Source organism: Lysobacter sp. ISL-50 (genome assembly GCF_018612875.1).
GTDB lineage: Bacteria > Pseudomonadota > Gammaproteobacteria > Xanthomonadales > Xanthomonadaceae > Lysobacter.
Genome location: NZ_JAGGRI010000004.1, coordinates 234,717 through 252,827, shown reverse-complemented (window position 1 = coordinate 252,827; position 18,111 = coordinate 234,717). Strand labels below are relative to the sequence as shown.

General features: G+C 69.4%; 17 protein-coding genes. 9 read left to right on the top strand and 8 right to left on the bottom strand.

Going from position 1 to position 18,111, the window contains the following annotated elements; all coding sequences use genetic code 11:
- Nucleotides 1-40 precede the first annotated feature (40 nt).
- From J7J50_RS03610 to J7J50_RS03595, 4 genes are all read left to right on the top strand, one after another.
- Complete coding sequence (locus J7J50_RS03610) at nucleotides 41-664, top strand: hypothetical protein (protein WP_215055034.1); 624 nt, start codon at nucleotides 41-43, stop codon at nucleotides 662-664.
- The gene (locus J7J50_RS03605) at nucleotides 661-1,134 is read left to right on the top strand and encodes a hypothetical protein (RefSeq protein WP_215055036.1); all 474 of its coding nucleotides are present in this window, start codon (nucleotides 661-663) and stop codon (nucleotides 1,132-1,134) included. Before J7J50_RS03610 ends, J7J50_RS03605 begins: the two co-directional genes overlap by 4 nt.
- Entirely contained in the window at nucleotides 1,134-1,937 is an 804-nt protein-coding gene (locus tag J7J50_RS03600) for a hypothetical protein (protein ID WP_215055038.1), read from the top strand. Before J7J50_RS03605 ends, J7J50_RS03600 begins: the two co-directional genes overlap by 1 nt.
- Before the next feature lie 112 nt (nucleotides 1,938-2,049).
- Entirely contained in the window at nucleotides 2,050-3,969 is a 1,920-nt protein-coding gene (locus tag J7J50_RS03595; protein WP_215055040.1) for a carboxypeptidase-like regulatory domain-containing protein, read from the top strand.
- A gap of 30 nt (nucleotides 3,970-3,999) precedes the next feature.
- Here the strand turns inward: J7J50_RS03595 and J7J50_RS03590 are convergent, their stop codons facing one another.
- The 3 genes from J7J50_RS03590 to J7J50_RS03580 all read right to left on the bottom strand — a co-directional run bounded on the left by J7J50_RS03590 (nucleotide 4,000) and on the right by J7J50_RS03580 (nucleotide 8,025).
- The gene (locus tag J7J50_RS03590; protein WP_215055042.1) at nucleotides 4,000-5,385 is read right to left on the bottom strand and encodes an FAD/NAD(P)-binding protein; all 1,386 of its coding nucleotides are present in this window, start codon (nucleotides 5,383-5,385) and stop codon (nucleotides 4,000-4,002) included.
- A 457-nt stretch (nucleotides 5,386-5,842) separates the two neighbouring features.
- Nucleotides 5,843-7,201: an alpha/beta hydrolase gene (locus J7J50_RS03585; RefSeq protein WP_215055044.1), complete on the bottom strand. Its 1,359-nt coding sequence runs from the start codon at nucleotides 7,199-7,201 to the stop codon at nucleotides 5,843-5,845.
- 101 nt (nucleotides 7,202-7,302) lie between these two features.
- Nucleotides 7,303-8,025: a hypothetical protein gene (locus J7J50_RS03580; RefSeq protein WP_215055046.1), complete on the bottom strand. Its 723-nt coding sequence runs from the start codon at nucleotides 8,023-8,025 to the stop codon at nucleotides 7,303-7,305.
- A 156-nt stretch (nucleotides 8,026-8,181) separates the two neighbouring features.
- Between J7J50_RS03580 and J7J50_RS03575 the strand changes: the two genes are divergently transcribed.
- The 4 genes from J7J50_RS03575 (at nucleotide 8,182) to sigJ (ending at nucleotide 11,579) form a co-directional block, all read left to right on the top strand.
- Complete coding sequence (locus J7J50_RS03575; protein WP_215055048.1) at nucleotides 8,182-9,309, top strand: histidine kinase; 1,128 nt, start codon at nucleotides 8,182-8,184, stop codon at nucleotides 9,307-9,309.
- The gene (locus J7J50_RS03570; RefSeq protein WP_215055050.1) at nucleotides 9,306-9,953 is read left to right on the top strand and encodes a response regulator transcription factor; all 648 of its coding nucleotides are present in this window, start codon (nucleotides 9,306-9,308) and stop codon (nucleotides 9,951-9,953) included. The genes J7J50_RS03575 and J7J50_RS03570 overlap by 4 nt, the downstream gene beginning before the upstream one ends.
- A 153-nt stretch (nucleotides 9,954-10,106) precedes the next feature.
- Nucleotides 10,107-10,553, top strand: coding sequence for a carboxymuconolactone decarboxylase family protein (locus tag J7J50_RS03565; protein WP_215055052.1), 447 nt, complete (start codon nucleotides 10,107-10,109; stop codon nucleotides 10,551-10,553).
- 138 nt (nucleotides 10,554-10,691) lie between these two features.
- The gene (sigJ, locus tag J7J50_RS03560; RefSeq protein ID WP_215055054.1) at nucleotides 10,692-11,579 is read left to right on the top strand and encodes an RNA polymerase sigma factor SigJ; all 888 of its coding nucleotides are present in this window, start codon (nucleotides 10,692-10,694) and stop codon (nucleotides 11,577-11,579) included.
- 361 nt (nucleotides 11,580-11,940) lie between these two features.
- Here sigJ and J7J50_RS03555 read toward each other — a convergent pair whose 3' ends face one another.
- The 5 genes from J7J50_RS03555 to J7J50_RS03535 form a co-directional block, all read right to left on the bottom strand.
- Nucleotides 11,941-12,633: a YafY family protein gene (locus J7J50_RS03555; protein WP_215055056.1), complete on the bottom strand. Its 693-nt coding sequence runs from the start codon at nucleotides 12,631-12,633 to the stop codon at nucleotides 11,941-11,943.
- 94 nt (nucleotides 12,634-12,727) lie between these two features.
- A complete protein-coding gene (locus J7J50_RS03550) occupies nucleotides 12,728-13,972 on the bottom strand; it encodes an NIPSNAP family protein (protein ID WP_215055058.1) in 1,245 nt (414 codons plus the stop codon).
- A gap of 17 nt (nucleotides 13,973-13,989) precedes the next feature.
- On the bottom strand, nucleotides 13,990-14,592 hold the full coding sequence (locus J7J50_RS03545) for a hypothetical protein (protein WP_215055060.1): 603 nt from the start codon (nucleotides 14,590-14,592) through the stop codon (nucleotides 13,990-13,992).
- 126 nt (nucleotides 14,593-14,718) lie between these two features.
- Nucleotides 14,719-16,266, bottom strand: a complete 1,548-nt coding sequence (locus J7J50_RS25250; RefSeq protein WP_215055062.1) for an ATP-binding protein — start codon at nucleotides 16,264-16,266, stop codon at nucleotides 14,719-14,721.
- Complete coding sequence (locus J7J50_RS03535; protein ID WP_215055064.1) at nucleotides 16,263-16,928, bottom strand: response regulator transcription factor; 666 nt, start codon at nucleotides 16,926-16,928, stop codon at nucleotides 16,263-16,265. Before J7J50_RS03535 ends, J7J50_RS25250 begins: the two co-directional genes overlap by 4 nt.
- Nucleotides 16,929-17,181: 253 nt before the next feature.
- Between J7J50_RS03535 and J7J50_RS03530 the strand changes: the two genes are divergently transcribed.
- The gene (locus tag J7J50_RS03530) at nucleotides 17,182-17,715 is read left to right on the top strand and encodes a GNAT family N-acetyltransferase (protein WP_215055066.1); all 534 of its coding nucleotides are present in this window, start codon (nucleotides 17,182-17,184) and stop codon (nucleotides 17,713-17,715) included.
- Nucleotides 17,716-18,111: the final 396 nt, after the last annotated feature.

Genomic DNA, 18,111 nt, shown 5'->3' with positions numbered 1-18,111 from the left:
CGCCGATCCGGCGGCGGCGCTTCTCTTTTTGAGGTCCGCCATGACCGCACGTTCCCGCGGCGGGGCGCTGCTGCTGCTCGCCTGCGCATGGTCGCAGGCGGCCGGCGCGTTCACCGCGACCATCCTGCCCGGCACCCGCGCGGTGTATCTGCGCGTCGGCAACGGCGTGTTCACCGGCAACTACAGAAGCGGCGGCACGCCCGGCTCGGGCGGGGCGCTCAACGTGGTGTCGGTGACGGTGCCGGCCGCGGTCCTGGGCAACGGCACCGACCAGGTCATGACCACCAACGCCACCCAGGCCAACAGCAACTACGACGGCTTCGCGTTCTGCAACGTGCCCGCGCAGATCTACGTCGGCGGCTTCTACCGCCTGCCCGGCAGCAACGGCACCGCGACCTTGAGCGCGACCGCGCCGACCAGCCTGACCAACGCCCAGGGCGAGGCGATCGCGTTCTCGCAGATCAAGTGGACCAGCAGCGGCAACAACGACACCAGCGCGCAGCCGATCGCGGCCGGACAGTTCACCGGCGGCACCCAGGTCCTGGCCAGTTTCCCGGTCAACAGCTGGCGCGAGAGCTGCCACACCTTCAGTTATTCCAACGATGCGGTGGTCGCCGCCGGCGTCTATAGCGGCCGGGTGACCTACACCCTGAGCGCGCCGTGATGCTCCGCTCCGCGCCCATCGCGATCTGCGCCGCCGCGCTACTGGCCGCGCCGGCGACGCTGCCGGCGGCGACCTATCGCGTCGACGACAACGGCACCCAGGTATCGAACAACAGCGTGCAGATGCGCTGGGATTCGCCGCTGCCCGGCGGCGCCGCGGGCTCGGGCGTGAGCGGCGCGCTCAATGTCGCGCTGCGTTTGAACGTGGCCGCCTGGCGCGGCCGCATCGCGCGCATCTACATGACCCTGCCGGCCTCGCCGTCGGGTCCGCTCAGCGCGAGCTGGAGCACCCAGGGCCGGCTGTTGCCGGGCACCTTGCGCGCCGGCGAACGCACGCTGGTCTACAGCGGGCCGATCGGCGACAGCGCGCTGGAAGACCACCTGCGCCTGAGCCTGCAGGCCGACGGCCAGCGCCTGGTGCGCGCCGAAGCGCTCAACTTCTCTTTCGAAATCGACTTGGACGATCTGTGATGCGCAAGCTCCGTCTCGACATCGCCGGCCTGCTGTTCGCCGCCTGCGCCCTGGCCCCGGCCGGCGCGGACGCGCAGGGCTTCTCCGCCCTGGTCTCGCCGCCGCGCTTCGAAGACCAGGTCAAGCCCGGCACGGTCTATCGCAACGTGGTGGAGATCTCCAACGTCTCCGGCGCCGCCGCGCACTACACCCTCAAGACCGCCGACTGGCATCTGGACGCGCAGGGCTCGGCGGTGTTCGACACCGCGCTGGCGCCGGGCAGTTGCCGGCCGTGGGTCGGGCTGGAAGCGGCCGATATCCAGGTCGCCGCCAACGGCAAGCGCCGCTACCGCTTCGAAGTCGCGGTGCCGGCCGATGCGCCGGTCGGCGAATGCCGCTTCGCGATCCTGCTCGAAGGCGATCCGCAGAACGTCGGCGGCGCGCTCGCGCTGCCGGTGTCGGGACGGATCGGCATCATCGTCTACCTCGGCGTCGGCGACGCCGCCGCGCGACTGCAGCTGCTCGACACCGGCGTGGCACAGATCGAAGGCCGCAAGGTACCCGTGCTGCGCGTGCGCAACGACGGCAACGCCCACAGCCGCCTGGAAGGCCTGGTCGATGGCACCGACGCCAACGGCCGCAAGCTCAGCTTCCTGCCCAGCAGCCTGCCGCTGATGCCGGGCGAAACCCGCACCATCGCGCTGACGCCGCAGGCCGACGACGCCGCGTCGGCGGCGCCGGTCATCGCCTATCCGCTGCAGCTCAAGGGCGCGCTGGACTGGGGCAAGCAGCGGCTCGAACTCGACGCCCGGCTGAGTCCGTGAGCGCGCGCCGTTGAGTCCACCCCGCGCCCCGGAGCGAAGCAGGCTCGCCGCCTGCCTCGCCGTCGCGATCGTGTGCGGGTGCGCGTGCGCACCGGCGCTCGCCGGCGACGCCGTGGGCGCGACGACATCGACCGACCACGAATACCGCGACCGCATCATCGCCGCGCAGGCGCTGGCGCCGCTGCCGCCGGACGCCGACGACGTCGCCGACAGCAGCGGCCTGCCGCGTTCGCTGCGCGTGCAGCTCGATCTGGCCCGCACACAGCGCGGCGATGAAAGCTACGGCGAACAAGGCCTGGCCGCCGGCGGTTACTGGGAAACCGCGAACTGGGGCAGTTGGTCGCTGGACGCGGCCGCCTTCCGCAGCGACCGCGCGCGTTACGGCGACGGCGGCGGTTGGGGCGGCGCGGCCACGCTGTGGCAACGCGGCCTGTTCCTGGACGGCGGCTGGCGCCTCGACAACGGCCTGGGTGTGATCAACACGCCGTCGCTGGACCTGCAGCGCAACCAGTACCGGTTCTTCCTGCCGACGGTGGCGCTGGCCGGCCTGAGCACGCAATGGAATCGCGATGCCGACGGCCTGAGCGCGTACGCCGCGTTCGGCCGCGCTGGCGTCTACAACGGCACCCGCGTCACCGGTTTCGATACCGCCGACGGCAATGTCGGCGCAGTCGGCGCGCAATGGCGGCCGGCGCCGGGCTGGACCGCGTCGGCGGCGCTGTTGAGCACCGACGGCCGGATCGTGCCCGATTCGCTCGGCGAAGCGGCGCTCGCCACCGGCTCGTCGCAAGCCGCGCACTGGGCCGCGGCCTGGAGTTCGGCGCGCGACTCGGTGCAGATCAACCTGCTCAACAGCCGCGCGCGCGGCGACGGCGATGCGCGCGGCGATCGCGGCGACGCCACCGGCGGCTGGATCGACGCCAGTTCCCGGCGTGGCCGCTACCGCCACAACTACGGCCTGTTCTCGCTCGATCCCGGCCTGGTCTGGGGCGCGTTGCCGATCAACCAGGACGTGCGCGGCGGCTACTACCGCATCGCCTATCAATACGGCCGCTGGATCTGGAACGCCGGCGTCGATGACATCCACTCGATCAGCGGCCACGGCTTCGACGGCCAGTACGCGACCGGCTTCGCCCGCTATCAGGCCAGCAGTTCGCTCGGTTACGGCGCCAGCGCCAGCCTGCGCCATGTCGAAGGCAGCGACAGTTATTCGCTGCAGGGCTTCCTCGACCGGCGCAGCGACTGGGGCCTGACCCGGCTGCAACTCGATCAGGCCGACGGCGGCCGCGGCATCGGCCGCAGCTGGCAGGCCAGCGTCGATCAGGCCCTGCCGCTGCGCGAAGGCCGACGCCTGTCGGTGTCGCTGGGCTACGGCGAATTGAGCTATCCCGATCAAAGCCCGACGCGCACCGCGAGCGTGTCGATGTACGGCGGCATCGAACTCGGCCAGCGCTGGTCGCTGGACGGCAACGCGCGCTGGACCCGCGGCGCCGGCCCGTCGGCGCTGCGCGGCGTCGATCTGAACCTGGGTCTGAACTGGCGCATCGCCCCGGGCTGGGGCTTGAGCGCGTCGCTGTATCAAAGCCGCGGCTCGCAACGCTCGCCGTTCGCGCTCGATCCGCTGGCGGTGGACTCGCCGTTCCAATCGCTGCCGCGCGAACGCTCGGGCTTCCTGAGCCTGCGCTACGACTATCAGGCCGGCCGCCCGCTGGCGGTGATCGGCGGCGCGCCGGGCGCGGCGACCGGCGAAGTCGCCGGCTCGATCTTCCTCGACGACAACGGCGACGGCGTGCGCGCCGCCTCGGAACTGGCCGCGGTCAACGTCACCGTGGTGCTGGACGGACGTTATTCGGTGCGCACCGACAGCAACGGCCAGTTCGCGTTCGCGCGGGTGTCGGTCGGCTCGCACCGAGTGCAGGCGATCGCCGACAACCTGCCGCTGCCGTGGTCGGTGGCCGACGGCGCGCTGCCGGTGACGGTGGAGGTGCGCGATACGCGCCGCGTCGATATCGGCGCGACGCGGCCGCGCTGAGGCGCGGCTCGCGTCGCACCGTGACAGGACTTAAGCGATCGCCACTCGCTCCGCCGCCTGCCGCGACGCCGCCGAATTCGACAGCAACCGCCCGGCCAGATCGCGCGCGGCCACGCGCAGCTCCGGCACCGCGGTGATCTCCCACCACTGCGCGCGCAGCAGCGGCCCGATCGCATACAGGCCGCGCACCGCCACGCCTTTGTGATCGAGCACTTCGAACTGCGCCGAACTGCGCAGCCCCAGGCCGAGCGGATCGGCCGCGACCAGCCCCGACTCGCGCAGATGCGCGATCAACGGATGGGTGCTGCGTTCGACATCGGTATCCAGGCCGGTGGCGCGGATCAACACATCGAAACGCTCGGTGTGCAGGCGCTGACCGCCGCGTTCGCGGATCAGCGCCTCGACCGCGTCGTCGCCGCGGCGCGCGCGCAGCAGGCGGCCGGCGCGGATCTGCAGCTGCCCGCTCTCGCGCAAGGCCTGCAGTTCATCGTGCAATTGCGGCGCGATGCGGTGGCGCGCGATCTCCCAGTACGAGCGCAGATGGCGCAGGAAACTCGCCCGCTGCGGCGTCGCAACGCCCTGCCAGAACGTCTGCAGATGCGGGCGCAGGGCATCGACTAGGCTGCGCCAGTCGGCGATCACCGGCGTCAGCGTGCGCAGCGCGCGCAGCAGTTCTCGCGGAGCGTGGCGGTCGAGCGCGTGCAGCACCGCCGGCGGCAAGGCGATCGTTTCCGGCGGCTGCTCGCCGTGCGCGCGCGGCAACAGGCCGTGGCGCGACAACGCGACGATTTGTCCGCGATGGCCGCGCCGCTGCAGAGTCACCACCACGTCGGCCATGGTCAGGCCGGTGCCGACGATCAACAGCCGCGCGTCGGGCGCGATCGCGTCGATGGCGCCGTCCTGCCACGGCCAGCCCAGGTAGCTGGGATGGATCGCCAGGCGCGGGCCGACGCCGGCCAGGGGTTGCGGCGGCAATGCGCCGAGCGCGAGCACGACGCGGTCGCTGACGAAATCGCTGCCGTCGGCCAGATGCACGCGAAAGCCCGCCGACGCGCGTTCGACCGCGATGGCTTCGTGGCGGATCTGGCTGAAACCGGCGGTGCTGCCGGCGACGGCGGTCTGCAATTGCGCGTGCAGGTATTCGCCGTAGAGCAGGCGCGGCAGGTAACTGCCGCGGGCGCGGTCGGTGAGGTTGAGCCAGTCGGCGAAACCGCCGGGGCGATCGGGCGTGGCGCCCAGATCGCTGGCGCGCACGTTGAGCAGATGCTCCGGCCGTGCCTCGCCATAGGCCACGCCGCGGCCGTAACTTTCCGGCTGGCCGACCAGGCACAACTCCACGCCCGGCCCGGCCTGGCGTGCCAACTCGCTGGCCAGCGCACTGCCGCTGAACCCTGCTCCGACGATCGTGATGCGCATGACGCGGCTCCTGCGACGCGATGGGGAGCCCACGTTCTAGAGGATCGCGCCGCGGTGTGTGTAAAGCGCGGGTTACCGCTTCGTAAAGCGGCGCGAACGATGCGGAACTTCGTCATGACTAACGGGAATTACGGATGACGCGGAATTGCAAAGCAGGTTGCCGCGCGGCGGGCGCGCCTGTTGATCGAAAGCAACATCAATTCCCTCTCCCGCAAGCGGGAGAGGGAGTCGTAGCGAAAGCAACCATCCGTTCCCTCTCCCTCTCCCACTCGCGGGAGAGGGTTAGGGTGAGGGCGCTTTTTTGCTGTTGCTTTTGCTTGCCAGACGACAGCAAAAGCATTCACGCCTTCGGCGTTCATCCCCTCACCCCGGCCCTCTCCCGCGAGCGGGAGAGGGAGTCGTATCGAAGATCCTCGCAAACGGGTAGCCCTGCCTCGCACCCGAAGCGCAACAACCCTTACTTCGGCCCCGCCAGCTGCTTCGCCGTCCCATACGGCCAATGCTTCAACGTCCCGTCCTTCACCCAATCCAGCTGCATGCGCACATACCCGTCGGCGGTGCGCGTGTGCTGGCGCTCGCCCTTGGCGTCCTTCTCGAATTCCAGGATGCCGTGATCGGCCTGCGGGAACATCACGCTGGCGATCGGCCGGCCGGCCTTGCCCAGCGCGATCAGACGCTTCTGGGTTTCCTGCGGCGGCGCCTCGACATCGTCGCCGCCCAGCACCCACAGCTGCGGCGTCTTCAAGGTCTTGAGCACCGGCATCGGGTCGTAGTCCCAGCTGACTTCGTAATCGTGCTTCGCCATCTCCGCCATCGATTCCTCGCGCGTGTGCAGGGCGACCAAGCCGCTGTACTCGCCCTTGAGCGACGTCCACCACGGCTCGCCCTGGTACTTCTCGCGCAGCGCGTCGAGCGCCTCCCAACCGCGCTTGCCGTTGCTGGAGGCGATCACGCCGGTGACATCGCTCACCTCGCGCGCCTTGCGCAAGGTCTGCGCATCGCCGAAGCCGGCCGCGATCAAGTCCAGCACGACTTGATCGCGATCCTCGGCCAGCACGCTGTCGGCCAGGCCGAAGCCGACGAACACGAACTGCGCCTGCGGCGTCTTGCTCGCCGCCAGCGGCGCGACCCAGCCGCCCTGGCTGCCGCCGTGGAAGCCGATGCGGCCGATGCGCGGGCCGCCCAGGCGTTGCGCTTCGCGCAGCGCCGCCGAGGCGTCGTCGGACAGGTCGTGGAAATTCTGCGAGTACTTGCCGCTCGATCTGCCGGTGCCGCGCTTGTCGTAGACGAACACGCCCACGCCTTCGGCCGGGAACAGATGCTGCTGGTAATAGGTGTCGACGCCGGAGTAATTCTCCGAACCGTGCACCATCACGATCACCGGCACCGGGCCCGACCCCTGCGGCAGCACCAGCCGGCCGCGCAGGCTCACGCCCTTGCCTTCGAACTTGCTATCGACGATGTCGAACTTGATTTTCTTGCCGGTGTGTCCCTCGTATTGGATGCGGCCGTCGCCGCAGGCGCCGAACGACACCTGCACGCCGTCGGGCCGATCGGTCCAGCCGCGCGTGCTGACCCAGGCGCCGTCCTTCGGCGTCAGCTTGCCGGTGCGGCCATCGATCAGGCGCCAGCGCAGTTGCTCGGGCTTGTCGATGGTGCCCACCGAGACCACGCTGTCGTCGTCGAGACGATAAGCGCCGGCATGACAACGCGCGTCGGGCGCTTGCGCGGCGGCGGCCGGTTCGGCGGCGACGGCGGCGGCGCTGGCCAGCAACGCGGTCAACAGGGCGGTGGTGCGCAGAACGAAGGTATTCATCAGCAAGGCCGTGGAGGAAGTTCATGGCTTGTGATGCGCGCCGCGCCGCGGCGGTTGCATCCACGCGCGGCGAAAAGGCGGCAACTGTAGACACTTTCCTTTCAGCCGCCGATGTGCTGCGCCTGCGCAAGCGGCGCCGGCTTGCGTGCGCCGCGCGGGCCCCACTTACGGTCGGCCCACAGCTTGGCGACGATCGCGGTCAGCAGCGGACCGAACCACGCCGCGTAGTGCAACGCCACGCCGTCGGCCATCGGCAGCAATCGCGGCAGGCCGATGCCGAGAAAGGCGATGTGCACGGCGATGCCGTTGCCGATCATCGCGGTGTAGTGCTCGACCAGCCACCAGCGCGGCTGCGCCGCCAGACGATCGCGCCCGCGCCGCTTGCGCAGCATGTCGATGCCGACATACAGGCCGACGCTGGAGAAGCCGATGAACAACGGCGCGCCGATCTTGAAGCCCAGCACCAGCATCGCCGCGCCCGACATCGCCGAAGCCGTCGCCAGCGCGGTATAGACCGGGCCGGTGTAGCGATAGACGTCGCGCTTGTCGCGGATCGCGCGCCAGCTGGCCCAGGTGCCGGTGGCGGTGATCACGATCAGATATGCCAGAAACGCGGCCGTGTTCGGCTTGTCGTTGCAGGCCGCGTACACGGTCATCGGCACCGCGGTAACGACGATGCCGCTCATCGCCAGCAGAAACAGCTGGCCGGCGCGGCGATGCAACTGGCTGCCTTTGCGCGCCAGACCGGCGGTCCAGAAACCGATCAGGGCCAGGGCTCCGATCGCGATGTGCAGGTATTTGATGATGGCGTAAACCGATTCCATGTCGAGGCTCCCGCCGGCGAATGGTGCCGGGCAGGTTCATGCTCGGCCGTGCGCGCCGCCAGGACAGGTCCCGGCGGTCATCATCGGCACCTGCCGGAAGTCACTTTCTGCCGCGCAAGCATTGCCAGCGCGGCGACCGCGCCGCAGCATGCCGGTATGACCGCGTTGCTGCGCCAAACCATATTGCAACCGATGAACCTGCCGGCCTTGCTGACCTGGCTGGCGGTCGCGCTGTCGCTGCGATACGCCAGCAACGGGACCTCGCCGGTGCTGTGGCTGGCGATGCTGATGTTCGCCGCGGCCTTCCTCGCCCACGATTTCCTGTCCGCGCATCGGGTCTACTCGCGCGCGGCGCTGTTCGCGCTGGAAACCGCCAGCGCGCTGACGGTGTGCTGGTTCGCCTCGCGCGGCGGCGCCGCGCCGGCCTTGCTGGTGGTGATGATCGCGCACATGGCCATGGTCTATCCGCGCCGCGTGGTGATCGTGCTGGCGATGGCGATCAACCTGGCCTTGTACGCGATCCTGGTCCACGCTCACAGCGCGGCGCCGCTGGTGATCACCCTGATCTTCGCCGGCTTCCAATCCTTCGCCGCGCTGATCGCGCGCTACGCGCGCAGCGCCGAACAAACGCGCGATCAGCTCGCCCTGGTCAACGCCGACCTGCTGGCCACGCGCGCTCTGCTCGCCGACAGCGCGCGCGACGCCGAGCGCCTGCGCATGGCGCGCGAGCTGCACGACGTGGCCGGGCACAAGCTCACCGCGATGATGCTGAACCTGCGCGCGCTGGCGGCCGAGCCCGATCTCGCCGAGCGTCGCGAAGTGCAGTTGGCGCAGCAATTGGCCGGCGAATTGCTCGGCGACATCCGCGGCGTGGTCCAGGCGCTGCGGGATGCACGGGGTCTCGATCTAGCCACCGCGTTGCGCGCGCTGGCCGCGCCCATGCCCAAGCCGGCGCTGGATCTGGCCATCGACGCCGACATCCATCTGACCGACCCGGCGCTGGCCGAAACCTTGCTGCGCGTAGTCCAGGAAGCGCTGACCAACAGCGCGCGCCATGCCGAGGCCGAGCGCGTGGTCGTTGATATCCGTCGCGACGGCGCGACGCTGCGGATGCGGATCGAAGACGACGGCCAGGCGCGCGGCCCGCTGCGCGAAGGCAACGGCCTGGCCGGCATGCGCGAACGCATCGACGCCGCCGGCGGTACCCTGGCGCTTTCCCGCAACCGGCACGGCGCGATGCGCATCGACGCGAGCTTTCCCCTGAACCCCGCGAGACCGGCATGATCGCGCAGCCCAAGGCACCGCTGCGGCTGGCCCTGGCCGACGATCAGATGCTGGTGCGCGCCGGCCTGCGCGCGTTGCTCGAACGCCTGGGCCTGCACATCGTCTTCGAGGCCGACGACGGCCAGGCCTTGCTCGATGGCCTGGCGCAGAGCCCGGTCGATGTGGTGCTCAGCGATATCCGCATGCCCGGCCTGGACGGCATCGACGCGTTGACGAAACTGCGCGAACGCGGCGACCGCACGCCGGTGCTGCTGTTGACCACCTTCGACGACAGCGATCTGCTGCTGCGCGCGACCGAGGCCGGCGCGCAGGGCTTCCTGCTCAAGGACGCGGCGCCGCAGGACCTGCGCGACGCGATCGTGCGCGTCGCCGCCGGCGAAACCCTGCTGCAGCCGGTCAGCACCGAGCCGGTGCGCGCGCGTTACCGCTATCACGCCGACGACGCGCCGCGCGCGCTGTTCACCGAACGCGAGGTCTCGGTGCTGCGGCTGATGGCCGGCGGTTATTCGAACAAGGAAATCGCGCGGGCGATGTTCCTGGCCGAGGGCACGGTCAAGAACTATGTCTCGGTGATCCTGGAAAAGCTCGATACGCGCGATCGCACCCGGGCGGTGCTCAAGGCGATTACCTTGCGGGTGATCTGAGGCGACCCGGATGGGTCCACAACCCGCGTCCCGCCTGGGTTTGCGGCGGTCCGGCGCCGGTCGTGGGGACTTTTTTCGCGGGACATGTCACCGATCGCAGGCCTGGATCGTCTAACAGGGTATAGACACTTCACCCCCTGAGAGGACGCCCCCATGAGCGACACCGCCCCCGTCAAGTACGAACGCGAACTCCCCCAGCTGCTGACCCAGCTCGGCGGCGTGGAATCGGCGATCAAGAACCTGGCCGACGAAGAAAAGCTGCCGCCGGCGATCTACCACCTGATCAAGCTGCGCGCCTCGCAGATCAACGGCTGCGCGTATTGCGTGAAGATGCACACGCGCGAAGCGCGCGCCGACGGCGAAACCAGCGACCGCCTGGACCGGCTGGTGGTTTGGCGCCACGCCGGCGACTTCAGCGCCGCCGAACGCGCCGCGCTGGCCTGGACCGAAGCGCTGACCACGCTCGACGCCGCCGCCGCCGACTACGCGCCGCTGCGCGCCGAACTGCGCGCGCATTACGAAGAACGGCAGATCGCGACGATGACCGCGGCGATCGCGATGATCAATCTGTGGAACCGGCTGCAGGTGTCCAAGCACTGAGTCGCTGACGGATGGCGGCGCGCGCGTGCCGCCATCACCGTCCGGCATTGCGGCATCACAACGTGTCGGCGACCGGGAACGCCGCGCGCCCGGCTATCATCTGCCTCGCCTTTTGAGCCCCCTCGCATTTACATCGCCATGACCGCCGCCGAAGACAACCGCTTGTTCGCCCAGACCGCGCCGATGCTGACCGGCCTGGCCTATCGCATTCTCGGCTCGCGCGCCGACGCCGAAGACGCGGTGCAGGACACGTTCCTGAAATGGCAGGCCGCCGATCGCGCCAGCATCGACAACCCGGGCGCGTGGCTGACCACCGCGTGCACGCGCCGTTGCATCGACCTGCTGCGTTCGGCCCATCGCACCCGCGTGGATTACGTCGGCGACTGGTTGCCCGAGCCCATCCACGCCGAAACCGCCGGCCAACCGGAGGAGCAATTGTCGCTGGCCTCGTCGCTGTCGACCGCGTTCCTGCTGTTGCTGGAGCGGCTGACGCCGAAGGAGCGCGCGGCGTACCTGCTGCATGAAATCTTCGATCAGCCGTATGCGGACGTGGCGCGCATCCTCGACATGGAGGAAGCCGCCTGCCGCAAGCTGGTGCAGCGCGCGCGCAACAACGTCGAGCAGGCCAAGGTGCGTCATGTGACCCCGGCCGAACAGCAGGATCGTCTGCTGACCGCGTTCGAAACCGCGCTGGTCGAAGGCCGCACCGCGCCGCTGGCGGCGTTGCTGTCGGAACAGATCGCCCTGCACGCCGACGGCGGCGGCAAGGTCAGCGCGGTGGCGCGCGCGCTGCATGGGCGCGACGCGGTGCTGGGCTTCATCGAATCGGTGCTGCATCCGGCCTGTCGCGGGGATCGCTGGGTGTTCGTCGATCTCAACGGCTCGCGCGGCGTGATCCTGGAACGCGAGGGCCGCATCGAAGCGGCGCTGAGCTTCGGTTACGACGAGGAGGATCGGTTGCGCGATATTTACATCATGCGCAATCCGGACAAGCTGGCTCGGTTGGAGGCGGTGAAGATTCGTTGAGGGCGATCGACGCGCCCCCAAGCTGTTCCCCCCTTTGAAAAAGGGGGGTAGGGGGGATTCGCTCTTCGCCGCGCAACCCGCAAATCCCCCGCGCGAGCCACATCCCCCCGACTTCGCACCAACGCAACGCGCAGCCCCCTTTTTCAAAGGGGGCGAACTATCGCGCCGCAAAAGCAGTTCCCCCCTTTGAAAAAGGGGGGTAGGGAGGATTCGCTTTTCGCCGCGCAACGCGCAAATCCCCCGCGCGAGCCATATCCCCCCGACTTCGTACCAACGCAACGCGCAGCCCCCTTTTTCAAAGGGGGCGAACTATCGCGCCGCAAAAGCAGTTCCCCCTTTGCAAGGGGGCCCATCGACGTTATCACTCCAACCCCCGCGCCCCCACCGAACGCAGATACCCATCCAACCCGCGCTCACGGCTGTCGGCGAATGTCTCACCCGTCACCACATGCGCGACGATCCGGTCCGGCCGGAAGCTGCGGTAATCCTCACGCAGCCGGCACCACGCCCCCAAGGTCCAACTGCCGCCCCAGAACGACAGACACAACGGCTCGATCTCGCGCTCGCTGGCCCGCGCTTCGCCGTCTCGATAGGTCAACTTCAGCAGTTGCCGGCCCTGGACCGCGCCGTACAGCACGTCGATCAAGCCGCTGGCCTCGATGCGATGCTCCAGTTCCGGCGCGAAGATGCGCGTGCGCGCGCTGCGATCGCGCAACTCCGGCGGCAGCACCGCCTCGATCTTCAGCAGCGCCGCGGTCGCGCTGCGCCCCAGGCGCTCGCCGCCGAAGGCGCGCACGAAACGGCTGCCGACCACCAGGGCTTCGAGCTCGTCGGGATTGAACATCAGCGGCGGGATGTCCGCGCCCTTGCGCAGCAGATAGCCGACCCCGGCCTCGCCCTCGATCGGCACGCCGGACCGCTGCAGGTCGGCGACGTCGCGATAGACCGTGCGCGGCGACACTTCCAGCGTCTGCGCCAGCTGCTGGGCGGTGATCGCTTGGCGGCGGCCGCGCAGGGCATGGATCAGCAGGAACAGGCGGTCGGCGCGGCGCATGCGGCATGATCCCGCGCCGCGCCTTCGCGCTCAAGCGCGCGCGGGCCGGCGCGCGACGGCCGCCACGGGTCTCGGCGGGGCCGGCCCGCCGCTGTCACGCCCGCAGCTCCGATCGCGCCGCCGGCGACAGCCGCAAGCGCTGCGGCGCCTGCTTGAGCTCGCCGAGCATCGCCTCGGCCAACGCCGCGCGCCAGCGCGGATCGGCCTGCAGGCGCTGCGCGTGTTCGCGCTGGCTCGCTTCGTCGGGATAACGCACGAACCACGCCAGCACGTGTTCGCCCTCGCGCACCGGCAGGCGCGGGTAGCCGTTCGGCGAGGCGTCGCCGACGTAAGTGGCCAGCCACTGCGCGCCGCCTTCGCCGAGCAAGGGCGCGAACTCGCGTTCGAAGCGCGCCAGGAATCCGTCCTGCGCCGGTGCGTTCAGGGCGCAGATGCCGGCGATCACCACTTCACTCGACTGTTCGCGGCTGCCGATCGGTTCGCGCACCCGCGCCGCCGGCGCGAAGCCCGAACCCGGCCGCGCCGGCTTGAGCATCAGCACGTCGTCGTTGTCGAGCAAGGTGGCGTTGGCGGCGTCGCGATGGCGGTTCCAGATCGGGCCGGAATAGAAGGCGCTAAGCGAGGCCGCGCGCAGGGCATGATCGGGGAAGCCGCGCATCCAGGTGTAGCGGTCGGCATCGTCGAGATCGCGGAACTGGCCGATCACGTGCATGCCCAGGGCTTCCTGCGATTCGATGAATTCGCCTTCGAACAAATCGATCAGATCGTCGCGGCGCCCGGGATTCATGCGGTATTGGCGCAGTTCGATCACCGTGTCCTCGTGCAGCAGGCGGCCGTGCTCGTCGCTGCGATGCATCCACATATGCCAGTTGGTTTCCCAGGTCCGGCCGCCGTCGGCGGAGAATTCCTGATGCCAATGCGCGGTGTTGGCGCTGATGTCGCTCCAGATGAAACGCGCCTGCACCGGCCGGCCTTCGTGTTCGAGTTCGCCGTTGAAGCGGCCCACGCCGTGCTCGAAAACGCCGACCACCGGCGGCTCCAGCACGCCGTCGTGGCTGCCGGCCCACCAGATGCTCCAGTGGCGATGTTCGAGATTGAACAGGCGCAGGGTCATGCCCTGGAAGCTGTCGGCCATGCCCGGCCGATGCCAGTCGCTGAGGAAGGCATCGACGTTGCCGAGCCCGCCGAGCACCGGCTCGCAGGTCTGCGTGGCGCGGAAGATTTCCCAGTCGTCGCCGCCGCTCAGGCGCTGGCGCAGGCGTTCGTTGTGCACCTGCCAGCGGCCGTGCAGGAAGTCGAAGTCGTGGCGGCCGTCGGCGGCCGCGGAAGTAGCGTTCATGGGCGTCACCGGCGCGGTCATGGCAGACGGGTCATGTGCATGACCCAGTTGGTTTCCCAGCTCTTGCCGCCGTCGGGCGACAACGCCTGCTCCCAGCGCACGCTGTCGGCGCGGATGTCGGTCCAGCGCGCGCGCGAGGGCAGCATCGCGCCTTCATGCAGTTCCTGGCCTTCGAACACGCCCACGCCGTCGCGGAAGCCGCCGATCAGCGGCGTTTCGAGCACGCCGTCGCGGTCGCTGGCCCAGTACACGTGCCATTGCCGGCTCTGCGGCCGGTACAGGCGCAGGGCGAAGCCTTCGATGCCGCCGTTCCAGTCGGTGAGGTAACGATCGACGCTGCCCAGGCCGCCGAGCACGGGATGGCATTCGTCGGTGGCGTCGAATTCGATCCAGTCGCCGCTGCCGGCCAGACGCTTGGCCAGGCGCCGGTTCTTGACCTGCCAGCGGCCGTGATAGAAGTCGAAATCGTGGCGGCCGTCGGCCGCGGGCGCCTTGAGTGCGGCGCGAGTCGGCGTGGGCGCCGGTTGCGCCGGCAGCGCGCCGGCCAGCGCCGCCAGTGGCGCGGCGGCGCCCAGGCGCAGCATCGTCCGCCGTTGCTTGTCCACGTCCGTGGTATCCAATGCCCGCTCCCCTCACCGTGCCGATCGCACACCGCCACGATGGGCCCGGGCTGCTGCCAGCCTGCTGTCAGCAGGGCGGCGGCGCGGGACGAAAGCGCAATCGCGGGACAACCGGCCGGCGCGCCCTCAGCCGGCGGGCGCGAGCGGGAACTGAACGCGTACCTCGAACCCGCGGCCGGGCCCGCGCGGATCGTCGCTGGCGCGCTCCAGGCCCGGGCCGCATTCGATGCGGGCGCCGTGGGTCTGGGCGATGCGCGCGACCAGCGACAGGCCGATGCCGCTGCCGCCGTCGGGGCTGCCCGGCGCGCGGTAGAAGCGGTCGAAGATGCGGTCGCAATCCTCCGGCGAGACGCCGCAGCCGCTGTCGGCGACGCTGAGCACCACCGCGCCGCTGTCGTGCACCGCGCAGGTCACCGCGACCTGACCCTCGGCGCCGGCATGGCGCACCGCGTTGTCGATCAGATTGCGCAGCAGGATGCCGAGCTGATCGACATCGCCGAGCAACCGCGCGGGTTCGGCGCGCAGGCTGATGCGCTGGCGGCGCTCGCGCGCGAGCGTTTCGAAATCGCGGATCACCAGCACGATCAGGTCCGACAGATCCAGCGGCTTGAGCCGCACCGATTCCTCGCCCGCATCCAGCCGCGCCAGGTCCAGCAACTGCTCCGACAAACGCGCGCTGCGCTGCACGCCGGCGTTGAGGCGCACCAGCGCGGCGTTCTTCTCTTCCAGCGTGGTCGCGCGCAAGGCCAGTTCGGCGTGCGTGCTCAACACCGCCAACGGCGTGCGCAGTTCGTGCGCGGCGTCGGAGATGAAGCGGCGCTCGTGCTGGACCGCGGCATCGACGCGTTCGAGCTGATTGTTGAAGGCGTCCACCAGCGGCCGGAATTCCGACGGCAATGCCTGGGTCGGCAGCGGAGTGAGATCCAGCGGCGGGCGTTGCTGCAGGATTTCGCGCAGGGCCGTGATCGGACGCAGCGAACGGCCGATGACCTTCCACGTCGCCAGACCGAACAACACCAGGATCATGCCGGCCGCGAGCAGGCTGCCGGCGATCCAGCCCTGCAGTTCCCGGATCGCCATCTGCTTGCTGCGGCCGACCTGCACGATCAGGCCGCGGCGTTGATCGGTGAGCGTGTACACCTGCCACGGCTCGCCGCCGATGAGGCGGCGGGCGAAACCGTCCTTGAACGTGGGATTGAGCGGCTGCAACGGCGCGGCCGCGGAATACACCACGTTGCGGCCCTGCGCCCAGACCTGGAAGCTCATCTTGCGATCGGCCGCGACCGGCTCGGTGATGCGCTTGGGATCGCGCGAAGGCAGCCGCTCTAGCCCTTCCGGCATCGACGCCAGCACTTGTTCGGCGATCTCGCGCAGCGAGTTGTCGAGCATGCCGGAGTGTTCGCGGCTGAGTTGCCAGACCTGGCACGCCAGCCATACGAACCAGGCCAGCAGCACGGTCTTGATCAGCACCCAGGTCAGCTTCCAGCGCAGCGAGCGGCCGCCGGCGAAGGATTCGCGATGGCCGCAGCGCTCCCGCCATTCGCGCCGGCGCTGTTCGCGATCGCGCCAGCGCTGGCGGCGTTCGTCGTGATCGCGGCCATGACGGCCGCCGCCGGAGTCGTCCTGCGCGGCGCGCGGCGGCGAGGCGTCGTTGCGGCCGTCGATGGTGCTCACGCCGGACCGCCGCCGATGCGGTAGCCGTAGCCGTGCACGGTCACGATCAGTTGCTCGCCGAGCTTGCGCCGCAGCTGGTGCACGTACACCGCGATGGTGTTGCTTTCGATGGTGCCGGAGCTGCCGTACACCGCTTCTTCGAGTTGCTCGCGGGTGACCGCGCGGCCCTGGCGTTCGAGCAGCAGCATCAGGGTGCGGAATTCGTGGCCGCTGAGCGCGACCGGCTCGCCGTCGCGGGTGACCAGGCGCCGCGCCGGGTCCAGCACCACCGTGCCGCAACTGAGCACCGGCGAAACCCGGCCCTGGCTGCGCCGCATCACCGCGCGCAAACGCGCGCACAGTTCGTCGAACTGGAAGGGTTTGACGATGTAGTCGTCGGCGCCGGCATCCAGGCCGGCGATGCGTTCGCTGAGCTTGTCGCGCGCGGTCACGATCAGCACCGGGGTGGCGTCGTAGCGGTTGCGCAAGGTGCTGAGCACGCCCAGGCCGGAGCCGCCGGGCAGGCCGACGTCGAGCACGACCGCGTCGAAATCGTGATCGACCAGCGCGGTCTTGGCCTGCGGCGCGTCGCCGACCCATTCCACGCGCCAGCCGTCGTCCGTCAATCCCGCGCGCACGGCCTCGGCCAGCATCGCGTCGTCTTCCACCAGCAGGATTTTCATGCCTCGTCTTGCGTCATTTGGCCGCATCGCCAGGACTCAGGCTGCGCCGGCACGATTAAAAACTTCTTAAAGGCCGGCGCGCACGATCCGCTCTGAGTTCCGTGGCGCCCCGCCATGTCCGCTGCCCGCGCTGGGTCGCGGACACCGTTGGCGAGGATGCTACGCCCGTCGCGGCCGGCACGGCGCGCGGCGGTTCAGGCCATGGCCGCCCCCGGCCGCGATTTCCCCTCCGTCCCCTAACCGGAACCCCGCGATGAAACCCCAGCTTGCCGCGACCCCAACCGCTCCCGCCGAGCACGGAGCCGTCGTCCTGACCGTGCGCCCGGTGCTGCCCGCCGATGCGCCCACGCTGATCGCGCTGTGCGATGAGCACGCCGACAGCCGCGCGCTGGAGCGCCGTCCCTACGGCCCGCCGCGCACGGATGCGCTGGAGCTGATGGAAGTCCTGTTCGAGCCGCCGTTCGGCGCCTGGGCGTGGCTGGCCGAGGTCGATGGCGAAGTGATCGGCTACGCCAGCGCCACCGCCGGGTTTTCGATGTTGGAGCGCGCGTATTGCCTGCAGCTGGACGATCCCTATGTGCGCTCGGCCTGGCGCGGGCGAGGCGTGGAGACCGAGTTGCTGCGGCAGGCGCTGGATGCGGCGCAGCGTTTCGGTTGTTTGAATCTGCAATGCCAGTCGCCGGCCTGGAGCGATGCGGCGCGCGAGCTGGATGCGCCGCTGCGCGCGGTGCGGGTGGAAGCGGTCAAATATGTGGTGCGGACGGAGAGTGAGGTGGTGGCTGGGTGATGTTTGGGGTGTGCGGTGGGGTGGGAAGGTGGTGCTGGATTTTTGCGGGATGCGTTGCGTAGGTCGTGCTCGTCGTTTCGTAGTTCGTAGTTCGTAGTTCGTACTTCGCATTTCGCATTTCGTACTTCGTACTTCGTACTTCGTATTTCGTATTTCGTATTTCGCACTCCGCCCTATTCACCCAGCACTACGCATTCTTACCTACCGTCATTCCCGCGAACGCGGGAATCCAGTGTCTTGCCGTGACCTGCACGAAAGTCGCTGGATTCCCGCCTTCGCGGGAATGACGGTCTGGAGGGATGGCGCTTAAGTCTCTGGATTCCCGCCTTCGCGGGAATGACGGCCTGGAGGGATGACGTTAAAGACGATGGCGCAAAGGTCTCGCGTCGCGTCGCG